14 protein-coding genes and 1 pseudogene are annotated in these 11,479 nt (G+C 42.8%); 1 reads left to right on the plus strand and 14 read right to left on the minus strand.

Going from position 1 to position 11,479, the window contains the following annotated elements; all coding sequences use genetic code 11:
* Positions 1 to 88 precede the first annotated feature (88 nt).
* The 14 genes and pseudogenes from M72_RS06760 to M72_RS06820 form a co-directional block, all read right to left on the minus strand.
* Positions 89 to 1,225, minus strand: a pseudogene (locus M72_RS06760) (site-specific integrase); the annotation flags it as partial.
* A 39-nt stretch (positions 1,226 to 1,264) separates the two neighbouring features.
* Positions 1,265 to 1,792, minus strand: coding sequence for an O-acetyl-ADP-ribose deacetylase (locus M72_RS06765; protein ID WP_055067675.1), 528 nt, complete (start codon positions 1,790 to 1,792; stop codon positions 1,265 to 1,267).
* The gene (locus tag M72_RS06770) at positions 1,793 to 2,134 is read right to left on the minus strand and encodes an arsenate reductase family protein (protein ID WP_015521632.1); all 342 of its coding nucleotides are present in this window, start codon (positions 2,132 to 2,134) and stop codon (positions 1,793 to 1,795) included.
* A 1-nt stretch (position 2,135) separates the two neighbouring features.
* Positions 2,136 to 2,510: a DUF4186 domain-containing protein gene (locus tag M72_RS06775; protein WP_055067676.1), complete on the minus strand. Its 375-nt coding sequence runs from the start codon at positions 2,508 to 2,510 to the stop codon at positions 2,136 to 2,138.
* Positions 2,511 to 2,514: 4 nt separating this feature from the next.
* On the minus strand, positions 2,515 to 3,201 hold the full coding sequence (locus tag M72_RS06780) for a hypothetical protein (RefSeq protein ID WP_055067677.1): 687 nt from the start codon (positions 3,199 to 3,201) through the stop codon (positions 2,515 to 2,517).
* Between the two features lie 23 nt (positions 3,202 to 3,224).
* Complete coding sequence (locus tag M72_RS06785) at positions 3,225 to 3,455, minus strand: alpha/beta fold hydrolase (protein WP_055067678.1); 231 nt, start codon at positions 3,453 to 3,455, stop codon at positions 3,225 to 3,227.
* A gap of 70 nt (positions 3,456 to 3,525) precedes the next feature.
* Entirely contained in the window at positions 3,526 to 4,869 is a 1,344-nt protein-coding gene (locus M72_RS06790) for an MATE family efflux transporter (protein WP_055067679.1), read from the minus strand.
* Between the two features lie 131 nt (positions 4,870 to 5,000).
* Entirely contained in the window at positions 5,001 to 5,162 is a 162-nt protein-coding gene (locus tag M72_RS17340; protein WP_206541815.1) for a hypothetical protein, read from the minus strand.
* A gap of 176 nt (positions 5,163 to 5,338) precedes the next feature.
* The gene (locus M72_RS06795) at positions 5,339 to 6,256 is read right to left on the minus strand and encodes a serine hydrolase domain-containing protein (protein WP_055067680.1); all 918 of its coding nucleotides are present in this window, start codon (positions 6,254 to 6,256) and stop codon (positions 5,339 to 5,341) included.
* A 106-nt stretch (positions 6,257 to 6,362) separates the two neighbouring features.
* Positions 6,363 to 7,391, minus strand: a complete 1,029-nt coding sequence (locus tag M72_RS06800; RefSeq protein ID WP_226947204.1) for a glycoside hydrolase family 172 protein — start codon at positions 7,389 to 7,391, stop codon at positions 6,363 to 6,365.
* An 838-nt stretch (positions 7,392 to 8,229) separates the two neighbouring features.
* On the minus strand, positions 8,230 to 9,120 hold the full coding sequence (locus M72_RS06805; RefSeq protein ID WP_055067681.1) for a peroxiredoxin family protein: 891 nt from the start codon (positions 9,118 to 9,120) through the stop codon (positions 8,230 to 8,232).
* A 1-nt stretch (position 9,121) separates the two neighbouring features.
* Positions 9,122 to 10,021: a 4Fe-4S binding protein gene (locus M72_RS06810; RefSeq protein ID WP_055067682.1), complete on the minus strand. Its 900-nt coding sequence runs from the start codon at positions 10,019 to 10,021 to the stop codon at positions 9,122 to 9,124.
* Positions 10,014 to 10,160 carry a CD1871A family CXXC motif-containing protein gene (locus tag M72_RS17590; protein ID WP_055067683.1) on the minus strand — a complete coding sequence of 49 codons (147 nt, stop codon included), beginning with the start codon at positions 10,158 to 10,160 and terminating at the stop codon, positions 10,014 to 10,016. Before M72_RS17590 ends, M72_RS06810 begins: the two co-directional genes overlap by 8 nt.
* 162 nt (positions 10,161 to 10,322) lie before the next feature.
* Entirely contained in the window at positions 10,323 to 11,006 is a 684-nt protein-coding gene (locus M72_RS06820) for a DUF4300 family protein (RefSeq protein WP_082413820.1), read from the minus strand.
* A gap of 176 nt (positions 11,007 to 11,182) precedes the next feature.
* Between M72_RS06820 and M72_RS17345 the strand changes: the two genes are divergently transcribed.
* A complete protein-coding gene (locus M72_RS17345; protein ID WP_055067685.1) occupies positions 11,183 to 11,395 on the plus strand; it encodes a hypothetical protein in 213 nt (70 codons plus the stop codon).
* Positions 11,396 to 11,479 lie beyond the last annotated feature (84 nt).

Below are 11,479 nucleotides of genomic sequence, written 5' to 3' on the forward strand. Positions count from 1 at the left end.
TTTATAAGGTTTATTATAGCACCAAACACTTACTTTTTCCACAGAAAAAACGCCCCAGCCTAAGCCGGAGCGTCATCTCTTTTCCATATTAAACTACCTTAAACATCTTCTGCGACATCGTTTTCTCTTTCTTCTGCTCAACCTCCGCCTGTGCCTTCCTAAACTCTTCCATCCGTTTCAATTCTTCCTCAGCATCATCGAATCCGATATGCGTGTACACATTCATTGTGACCGATATATCCGAATGCCCCATGAGGTACTGCAGCGTCTTGGGATTCATTCCCGATTTTGCCATATTCGAACAATACGTGTGTCGGCATACATGAGGTGTGATGTTTGGCATCTGCACCCGGTAGATGTCATTGTATCTGCCGACCATATGATTGAATCGGTGCTGCCAATGCATTGCCACAAGTGGCATTCCATTATCATCGTAAAACAGAAATCCGCTATATCCGTCTATGGACTTCTCCACTTTCGGTGCATTTCTATCCTCAATAATCGCCTGAAACATCTGTGCCACATCCTCTGTGATTGGCAATACTCTTGTTCCGGCATCCGTCTTTGTGGTTTCTATGATATATCGCATATCCGATGTTCTCTGCAACTGATGGTCGATGTTCACAGTTCTATTCTCAAGATCAATGTCCTTCAGCGTCAAGCCACAAAATTCTGATATTCTCATTCCCGTATGAAAGAGTATGTACACCACTTCATAGTATTTACAGCACACCACATCGTCATGCACAAACTTCAGGAACTTTCTCATCTGGTCTTTTGTAATTGCCTCTCTTGTGACTGCGTCATTTACTAATACTCCGGCAAGCTGAAATCCAAATGGATTCTTTACCAGAATGTCATCATCCACCGCCATCTGAAAATCTGGTCGCAACACTCCCCGAATGGTATGAATGGAACTGTAGCTTTTCCCATCCTCTTGCTGCAATTTGATAAGGAACAGCTTTGCATCGGATGTTTTCACACTTCATATTGTCTTTTTGCCAAATGCTTCCTTCGCAAGCAATCTCTGCACTGTAACATATCCCTGTTTCGTGCTTTGCCTTACTCCGGTCTTTGTTTTCAAATATCGGTCTACAAGTTCACAGACTGTCATCTGTCCGTCCACGATATTTACAAGTAAATCCAAATCTGTGTTTACCTGTTTTTCCAACTCACGAAGGGAAAGGCATGGCTTTTTGCCCTTTGGAAGTTTGTCCGTATCCTCATCTGCATTCAATGCATCCTGACTTACTCAGCTTTCTGATTATATCATTTTATACAGTTGATCAACTTCTGCTTCGTATACTGATTCAGTGTGAGTATCAAACAGCACCCATTCCACCAAATCAAAGCTGTCTGGAGTACCCTGCAAGAATCTGTTTACTGTATGTACTGCAATCTTTGCTGCCAACTCAACCGGAAAACTATATACTCCAGTTGATATGGAAGGAAATGCAATAGACCTGATTCCATTATCCATTGCCAGCTTCATGGAATTAAAATAGCAGTTAGCAAGAAGTTCCTCTTCTCTATTCCTTCCACCATTCCATATAGGTCCTACAGTATGTATCACATAATCACATGGCAGATTATAGGCTTTTGTTATCTTTGCTTCTCCAGTCTCACATCCGTGAAGTGTCCTGCACTCCGCCAGAAGCTCCGGTCCTGCTGCTCTGTGAATCGCACCATCTACACCGCCCCCGCCAAGAAGAGAGTTGTTTGCTGCATTCACAATTGCCTGCACATCTGTTACTTTTGTTATATCTCCCATTAAAGTCTTAATTAAGTACATTTAGTTCCATCCTTTCCAGATATCCGGCTGATAACCAAGTGTTGATTGCTTTCCGTTTCTTACTACTGGTGTTTTAATTACTTGTGGATTCTCAAGTACCTTTTCGAGCTTATCTTCATCTGCGATATACTTAATAAGAGCAAGTAAATCCTTGTCCTTACCGTCCCAGTTAACCATATTTTCTAGTCCACCATTTGCCTGAGCTACCGAATTAAATTCTCCTTTGCTCATACCTTTTTCTTTCATATCAATGAACTGATACTTTATGCCCCGCTCCTTGAAAAAACGCTCCGCCTTCTTAGTATCATTGCATTTCTTTGTTCCAAATATCTGTATATTCATATCAGTATTCCTTTTCTATCTCAACATCTATTCCATACATTTTCTTGAATGCATCAAGGTCTGCCTGCTGCACCTGACTTAGTCCCTTGCCGGGCTGCATTTTATGCCACTTTCGGATGCACTCCCTGCAGCATGTTGCTGTTGCGTGCTGGGCAATAAATACTGGATGTCCACGCATTGGTGTCTGTTTGCCATCATTTACTATATATGCCGGAGCTTCTCTCTTTGCAATAAAATCCTTTGCATGTTGTCTTATTGTATCAAGACCTTTTTCATTTATGTAATCAATATCTTTCTGCTTCAGATGGAAACTGCTTCGAAACTTGGAATTATCCAGTCGTTCAAACAACTGCCTATACCATTCATCCTTCGTCATATCATCACCACAAATCGTATGGTTTCATGGTTTCTGAATTTCGATATTCATGTTTCTCATAATATCCTATCAGCTTACCCTCATCTCTGAGTGCCACCATGTAAACATCTTTATTCTGTTTCTCATTATGAAAAGTATAAACGATATTATGGCTTTCATCTGCTGCAAACCAGTCCACTACCTGCTGTATTCTATCTCTTAATTTCGAATTATGGCCGTCTAACAGGCTTCTTCCGATAAGTTTGTCGCCGCCTCGCTTCGCATAGCTGGTAACAGCTGCCGGATTCATGTAGATAATCTCATGTTTGAGATTGCATATAACAACGGATGCCCTGTCCTGATCAACAATGCTCTTATAAAAGCTGACATATGATTTAAACTCAATCAACTTTTCATTATCAAGCCTCTTCTGAAGTTGTGGTTTCTTTCTCCGATAATAATCGTATATCTCTCCACCTGGTATCCAGATTTGTGCCTCATTTATCTTATCAAGTACAGCTCTAACAATCTGTTCATCAGCTAATGAATCAGGTGCTTTTTCATGTTCTGTTACATATTTTTTGTATTCTTCATACGCCCAGCCTGTAATCTTATCCTTCTGTTTCATCTTGAGATTACTAAACTTCTTGTTCATCTGTAAAAGCTGACCATCTATCTTTTTATGAATTTTTGTCTTCTTACTTTTCGCCATTTTATGTCATCCTTAAAACTTCACTACTTGTCGAACAAATCAAAATCAAACCGAAACGGCCATGAGGAAGCGTGTGCCGGTGCATCCCAGACGATAACATTATACCTGTTCTCGAAATACTGAATCTGCTTATCAAACAATCTATGGTCTGCCGTCAATCCCGGTAGAAAAACAAGGGTAATTTCATCCGAGTGTGAAACGTTTGTCCAATAGTGGATTGTTCCGCAAGGAGTCTGATATGTTTTTTCTTCCATTGATTTTCTCTCCAAAACTTCCGATTTTCTCTCCAAAACTTCCGATTTTCTCAATTCTCCAAACTTGAAGTTAACTAATGGATGCCATTTTATCAGTCGGCCATGATCTCCTGAGAGCCACATAGGAGATTAAAAAGTTTGCAAGCCAACCAGCTGGTACCGCAAGCCAGACAAAGGCAATGCCGAAACGTGGTGCACAGATTAGGGCAACGGACAGACGAATCGCAAGATTCACTATGTTTGCAACGAGGAACGGACGCATAATTCCGAGACCGCGAAGGACTCCATCGGTTGCCATCTTGATACCCATGAAGATGAAAAAGTAACCAATCCACCTCATATAATCACCAGACACCTGATAGGCAAACGCCGTTCCGTCTTTTCCTAAGAACAGCGAGGAGATCTGCGTGTGTAGCGTTTCAATGACGAGAAAGGCAAGAACGGCAAAGCACACGTCCAGCACCAGCGCCGCATGGTAGCCTTTTTTGATGCGTTGGGGTTTGCCTGCGCCAAGGTTTTGGGAAACATACGGCGAAACCGCATTGCCGATGGACACAAAGATCAATGAAAAAACATTTTCCACCCTCATCGTTGCTGTATACCCGGCGAGTGCCTGTGTACCGAAAGGATTTACCACTGCCTGCACAATCATCATACCGATGGACACTGTGGACTGCTGTAAAACCGACGGCACCGCAATGCGAAGCATGGAATACAGCTCCTGCCGTTCAAACCTGTTAAAGGGGCTTTTATATTGCTGCATCCGTGCAAAGAAAATCAAAAACGAAAACACTGCGGAAATTCCCTGTGCAATCAGGGTTGCAATAGCCGCACCGAACACACCGAGACCTAGCCCGGCTACCATCCAAAGATCCATTAAAATATTCAGGATGGACGAAAAAATCAGCAGTCCTAGCGGAATTTTGGATTCGCCGATTGAGGTGAACATGGTAGAAAGAATGTTATACATAAACAGAAACGGAAAGCCCACAAAATAGACCCGCAGATACAGTACTGCATCATCCAGTATGTCGGCAGGGGTTTGCAGTCCACTCATCATCGAGTTGGCGAAGAAAAAGCCAAAAACACCAAGGACTATACTTAGAAGCAAAAAGCTAATTAAGGAGGTTGACACGATTGTTTTCATTTTGCCATACTCCCTGGCTCCGAAATAACGGCTCACAAGCACACCGGCTCCGACACCGGCTCCCAGTGCCACACAAATGAACACATTGGTCAATGCTGCACATGCACCGACAGCTGCAAGTGCGGAAGAACCAACAAACTGGCCGACAATAATAGAGTCGGCCATATTGTATATTTGCTGAAAAAAACTTCCAAGAATCATTGGCATTGCAAAAACCGTCAACGCTTTGAGGGGCGTATCGGTTATCAAATACTCATCTTTCGACATTATCATATTCCTCCATGGTATCTTGTATCGTGGTATCCCATTCACTTACCTTCTCGAATTCCGATTTGTAAAACACATTCTTTTTTACATAGGCACAGTATACCACATTTCCTGTTCCTATGTGATAACATTTACTGCTTCTTCCGATATGAACTCATCTTCTCCACAGTAACCTCCGGATAGAAGTGAGTAAGAATCGTTGCTTTCTGCTCTGCCTCATCCTGCATGGAGAATCTTCTGCTTAATTCCTTATGTAAGTGAAAAGAAGTCCCCGAAGGAACTTCTTTCGCCACAAATCATATTCTTTTTTATCGAGGGAAGTCCGGTTGATGATCCTACTGTTTTACAAAATAGGAGTACAATGGGGGGACAAATCCCATCCACATTCCCTAAAAGCCTTGATTTTAAGCCTTTTCAGCCAAAAGTACGGTTTCTGGGCAAATTATAGCATATTGTTGCAAGTCTATTCTTACAATTCCATCAGAAAATGTTCATGCAGCGCACGTTTCACCTGATCGAAATTACCTCGCTCCGGACATTGGATGGAAACAACCAATCCCTTCTCTGGGAGAATCGTTGTAATCTGTCCAAATGCGCCATCAGCACGATAGGATCCTGGATATGGACTGATCCAGAACTGATAGCCATATCCTACATGCCAGAGATCTGCAGATGGCTCGAAGGTAAATTTCGGGGTGGACACCTCCTTCACCCAGTCCCTGCTGACAATCTGCTCGCCCTTCCAGTTACCCTCAGCCAGATAGAGCTGTCCTAGTTTCATCATCTCGGTACAAGTCAGATACATACCTCCGCCGCCATTCGGATGTCCCTGTGGATCATGCTCCCAGAGCGGCCATCCCATATCAAGGGGCTGGAATAGCTTCTCATACAGATACTCTCCCATCCGCTTGCCAACGGCCCGTTCTACCATATGAGCAGCCAGAATACTGTCGGCAGAGGAATAGCAGAATGCACTGCCTGGCTCCACAGGAACCGGCTGTGCCATCATATATTTCTCATAATCCGGTGCGCCGACACCCGGACGTCTGTCCGCATTCATCAGAAGTGCCTTACCAAAGCCACTGGACATGCAGAGCAGATGTTTCAACTGAATCTTCTCCAGATTTGGATCCGGATTTGAAGGAAGTTTATCTTTAAACACTTCCGCCACATGATCTTCCAGGCTTAGTTTTCCCTCTTCCATTGCGAGTCCAACTGCTGTTACCGTAAAACTCTTGGTATGTGAATAAATATTTCTCGGTGCATTTGCTGCGTAGTGCATCTCACAGAGTACCTTGTTCTCATCTCCGACACTGATAGCTTCCAGCGGCAGATTGTGGCTGCTGGCATAACGATGAAATTCCAAAAACTTCTCTTCCAGTAACATAATACCTCTATCCTTTCCGGCAAATCTCTGATGTCAGTCCGATATAACCGATGCGACGTGTCGCAAGGTTAAAACCAATCTATCTGACATCTCCAATCTGGTTCTATTATCTCATACACATCTCTGCATCTGTCGGCAGTGGCATCAGCGGTGCGGACGGCAGGGTCTGATACCAATAAGCAACACTGGTGTAATCATCGTAACGCGGTCCGGTCCAGCCCATGTTGTCGAGTGTCATACGAAACTTATTCTCAAAACGGATCGGGTCTGCAATATGGAAATGATACAGCAGGAATCTCTGCTGTCCGTTATAGAATTCCCGGTTGTCTCCATAGATTGCATACATGCCGGTATATAAGCCGCTGAAGGTCTGATAGCTCTTGATGATGATGTCATTTCCAAATCCATAGGAACCGCCGAAGTAGTCTTCAGTTCCGGTATAGTGGATAGACGGATACGGATCATCGTCCAGATACATGCGGGCTTCGCCTTCTACCCAACAGGTATTGTTGCCATTCATACCAGTTGCCAGAGTCACACCAACAAATTGTCCCCTGCCTTCGATTCCGTCAACGATTGTGTAGGTACGACCCTTCTGAACCGGGTGCTCTTGGCGATAGGTGGCATGGAAATAACCAGCCTCCGCCGGAATCTCCTGATAAGCTCCGGTGATAATATAATAGAGATTTTCATCCTTGTCACCACGGTTTTCCATCGTGATCCGAGCTCTCTTATGGAACGGCATCTCAAAATAGCTGTTATAGCCGCGACCAGGAGCTACCAGCATCATGGCAGAATTCAACACCGGATATTTGCCATCCCGGTCCACGAAATTTTCATCATAGGCACATCCGAAGAATGCAGAGAGCGGAGCTTCCACAGACGGATATTCCTGATCATCCCAATACATACGGATGATAAAATGGTGCCCGACATATCCGGTAAACCACATATGCTGGATCACACCCGGTCCTGCAGCATCTACCAGAGTTACGGTTTCCCCTGCAGGAATCGTCACGGTCGGACGAAGCTTGGTGCAGTCACCGCCCTGGGAACCACCTGCGCGTACACCGGTTGGATTCTCTGCGGAAAATGCAAACGTTTTGGAGTTCTGGATCATACAATAGTTGTTCATATTCTTCTCCTCTCTGATCAAACCTGGATCATCTGAAATTATTGCTTACTACGCTATCGCTTTTCTCTATTCACTATAACATTTATCTCCCATAAAGTGTCGGAATTACAGAATCATTCCGTCTGCGCCTTCTCATTTTCTTCCCGGATAATCTCCTTTCTGGCGTTCTGTACACGCGCATTGCCAGTAACCACAGCCTTGTCCTCAACCTTCACATTCTTACGAAATAAATCTTATATGGCAGCCTCTTTTTATACAGACGCACAAAAAACAATTTTATTTTCCTATCAGCACCTTTTAATGGGGTCAGACCCCTTTTATTTATGTTTTTTCCAAGCCAAATAAATTCTTTGACATATTAGTTATATAGTGTTAGTATAATTATAGAAAGGGTGCTACCGATAGACGGTTAGCCCAAGTAAATTAGTTTAACAAAAATGCCGCTTAGTTTACCAGACGTGGGCGGCTATTTTTGTGTCTTGTTATTATCCTTACCAAAGGAATATCCGATTCCAAAGCAGGTTAAGCTTACTACTGCAATAAAGTCAACAATACTCATATGGCTTAGCCCTCCTTTCCTTGGATTCCCTTACGGGTTTCTATGTAATCAGAGGGTCACAGTCCCTCTGCCGAAGGACTAACCGCCTACCGTTATGGTAGCACCCATGAGCAATTGTATCAGACAGAATTCAATTTATCAATTCCTAAAATATTTTTACCACCCTTTAATCTATCTGTTCGTTACTGTTCAGACGCAAGCTTGACACCACGTTGTCAAGCTATGCGCCATAGTATTAATCGTTGCTGGTAACACCGTTAGGTGTGAACAGTAACTTATCTAGTTCTTATCAGCCGCCAGTATCTGATCGATCGTCTTCATCAGCTGCTTATATGACTCGTCATTATCAATACCGCCCATGATCGGCTCTCCGATAATATTTCCGTTACGGTCAAGCACGATTGTAGTCGGGAAGGCCATAATGCTTGTTGCATATTTTCCGGCTTCACTGTTGGAATCAAGGGAAAGATTCGTATATTTTGCACCCTGCTTCTCTAAAATACTCTTAGCTTCAGCAATTCCATCCTCATTTCCGTCAAGAGAATCTGTATTGATACCAATTACCTGTCCGCCTTTTTCCTTCAGCTCCTCATTTAATTTATTCAGTTCCGGAAGCTCCTGTACGCATGGAGAACATCCATTAAACCAAAAATTCAAAACCGTGACCGCATTCTTTGAAATGATGCTGCTGTCCACGTCATTTCCATCCAGATCCTTTGCCTTAAACTCCGGAAATACGCTTGCTCCCTCTTTGCCGGAATCCTTATTTGATGCATTCGCACTCTGCTTCTCAAGAAGTGGCTGAAGCTCATCCTCAAGCTTTTTGATTTCTTCAACATCTTCCTTCAAAGACTTGAGTTCATCATCGGTAAACTTATCCTTAATTTTGTCTAAAGAGTTTGCCAGAAAATCTCCGTAATTCGTAGCTGTCGCATCCTTGACAGTTGATTTGTCAATGCTGTTAAATACCTTCTCCCATAAAGCCTTATGGTTTTCAAGAATACTGTTCTCTTTCTGTGTCAATTCATTAATCTTTGCATCCAGATCTTCTGCTTCCTGCGTTGACATCTGCGACTCTGTTGCTGTATTTTCCTTGTTAGCAGAATTTCCGCACGCACTTACTCCGAGTACCATCGCTGCAATAAGCAGCATCACTGTTAATTTCTTCATTTTATTCTCCTTTATTCTCTTTCAAATTTGTTTTATCTGTTCCGAATCCATATTGATAGTGAATTGCTTCCGTCGGGCATTCCTTTATACACATGCCACAGCGGATACATTCCGTATGGTTCGGATGCTTTGTGACATCCACGTCCATCTTGCAGGCTCTCTCACATTTGCCGCAGGATACACATTTATCCTCATCCACCTTCATCTGCAGAAAAGATACCTTATTGCAAAGCGCATAGATTGCGCCCAGCGGACATATCCATTTACAGAATGGGCGGTAAAACATAAGGCTTAGGATTACAAAAGTAATAAGTATACCGAATTTCCATGTAAACAGTTTGCCAAGGGCCGCTCTGATACTTGCATTGGCAATCGAAAGCGGAATCGCTCCCTCCAGCACTCCCTGCGGGCAAAGATATTTACAGAAAAACGGATTTCCCATTCCCAGTGAATTTGTCACCAGAAGGGGTAGTAAAATAACAAAAATCAACAACACGCCATATTTTATATAACGAAGCGACTTAAGCTTTTTCGTTGAAAATTTCTTAAACGGTATCTTATGCAGCAACTCCTGAAACCATCCGAACGGACATAAAAATCCGCACACAAATCGTCCGAGCAAAACGCCGATCAATATAAAAAATCCCGTTATGTAATAAGAAAATTTAAACTTCGAAGAACCGATTACAGCCTGAAAAGCACCGATCGGACACGCCCCGGTTGCAGCCGGACAGGAATAACAATTCAGCCCCGGTACACAGACCGTCTTTGCATCCCCTCTGTAAATCTCTCCTTTAAAGAAGTTCGGCAGATGGATATTGGTAAGAATCGTTGCCACGGCCTGAATCCATCCCCGAAAGTGCGCCAGAAACTGTGATATTTTATGTTTTTTCTTATCCAATTCCAACACACTCCATACATAATTTGATTGCCTTTGAGAGTACCGTGGCTGCCTCCCCGCGCATCGCACCATATCCGATCATCAGGATCGCTGCTGCCAGAAGCGTGATCTGCGCTGCTGCTCTGTTTATCTGTTTCATATCCTTTCCCTTCCTAAGTTTTAACATTTTGTCGTTGTTTACGATGATAATAGATTAGCAAAGGAATATGAACACCCTGTGTTTGAAAAAGAAAGATATCTTTAAGATTTGCGTTCTAATTCTTAAGAAATTATTGAGAACTTCTCAAGCAGCCCCTTCTTATTACAAAGCAGTTTTCGTATTTTCCATGATAAACGGCTTTGCCTCTTCCTGTCCCCACGAGGTATCATACATTCCCATCAGGTAATTTTTCAACTGCTTTCGGTTATCAAACTTTAGCACCTGATAAGGCAGGGAAAAGGACAGCTTTTCCACAAAAAGCAGCTTCTTGTCTTTCGTTGGCACCAATACACCGGCATGACCGATGAAAAGTTCATTCTCATTTTCCCCGAAACTGGAATGAAATACAACCGTAATCAGAGATGCTTTCGTTCCGGAGATTTTTACCTCATTTTGCTTCCACGCTTTCTTCTGCTTTTTGATGTGTGTATCGACATCCGTTGTATAAGCCGTATTTAACGTAGAATACAAGGTCTCAAAAGCATGTTTCTGCTTCCTGGTAACTTTCTTTGCCGGCGCATGTTTAAGCGCATCCTGATCCATAAACAGATTCGACGCATTTACCTTTGCATCTGCCTTCACCGAGATCTTGTCTTTCATCAGATCAAATGCGGTAATGCGGCAATTGTATCCGATAAAATCCGGATATTTTTTATTCCACAATTCCATGATCTTGTTCTCATCATACTGCGGATTTTTTGTCGAAAGCTTCTTAAACCCTTTCTTGACAAGTCCGGTGTTTTTGATCGTTTTATTATAATCCTTTACATCGGAATGTGTGAATATCTCCTTTGCCTATCAGCCCTTTTAACAATAGAGCTGACACATTTTTCTTTGCCACATTGTAACATATCCGCTACGGAATATAACTTAAGTTTTCTTTAAGACGCCATCTGGTCGATTTGCATTACCTCGCATTTCCGACAATCAACGCAAAGTATCCCCACAGTCATCTTTATTTCTTGCAGTTTCGCATTGTTAAGATCAAAACCGCTGAGAATACACAGGAAATCTATTCCTGCCTGATTCTGTACAATTTCGGCATTTTTATCGCAAACGAAGCGGCAGAAGAAAACCGGAAAAAGAAACGGGATACTCCCTATGCGCAAATCATTGACAGCATCCTCATCTATGGAAATTTTTCCAGCGGTCTCCTTGATAAAAGCTTCCTTTAATAGGGTCAGACCCCAATGTGGTCAACTTAAGCCCCAAAGCCTTGATTTTTCAAGGCTATAGGGCTTTATTTTTTTTTAAAAAAT

Origin of the sequence: Roseburia faecis, from assembly GCF_001406815.1 — a bacterium.
Classification (GTDB): Bacteria; Bacillota; Clostridia; order Lachnospirales; family Lachnospiraceae; genus Roseburia; species Roseburia faecis.

Excerpts from the sequence above, each read along its gene's own strand:
- M72_RS06765 (WP_055067675.1), bottom strand. The coding sequence starts at position 1,792 with ATGTACTTAATTAAGACTTTAATGGGAGATATAACAAAAGTAACAGAT.
- M72_RS06770 (WP_015521632.1), bottom strand. The coding sequence starts at position 2,134 with ATGAATATACAGATATTTGGAACAAAGAAATGCAATGATACTAAGAAG.
- M72_RS06775 (WP_055067676.1), bottom strand. The coding sequence starts at position 2,510 with ATGACGAAGGATGAATGGTATAGGCAGTTGTTTGAACGACTGGATAAT.
- M72_RS06780 (WP_055067677.1), bottom strand. The coding sequence starts at position 3,201 with ATGGCGAAAAGTAAGAAGACAAAAATTCATAAAAAGATAGATGGTCAG.
- M72_RS06785 (WP_055067678.1), bottom strand. The coding sequence starts at position 3,455 with ATGGAAGAAAAAACATATCAGACTCCTTGCGGAACAATCCACTATTGG.
- M72_RS06790 (WP_055067679.1), bottom strand. The coding sequence starts at position 4,869 with ATGTCGAAAGATGAGTATTTGATAACCGATACGCCCCTCAAAGCGTTG.
- M72_RS06795 (WP_055067680.1), bottom strand. The coding sequence starts at position 6,256 with ATGTTACTGGAAGAGAAGTTTTTGGAATTTCATCGTTATGCCAGCAGC.
- M72_RS06800 (WP_226947204.1), bottom strand. The coding sequence starts at position 7,391 with ATGAACAACTATTGTATGATCCAGAACTCCAAAACGTTTGCATTTTCC.
- M72_RS06805 (WP_055067681.1), bottom strand. The coding sequence starts at position 9,120 with ATGAAGAAATTAACAGTGATGCTGCTTATTGCAGCGATGGTACTCGGA.
- M72_RS17590 (WP_055067683.1), bottom strand. The coding sequence starts at position 10,160 with ATGAAACAGATAAACAGAGCAGCAGCGCAGATCACGCTTCTGGCAGCA.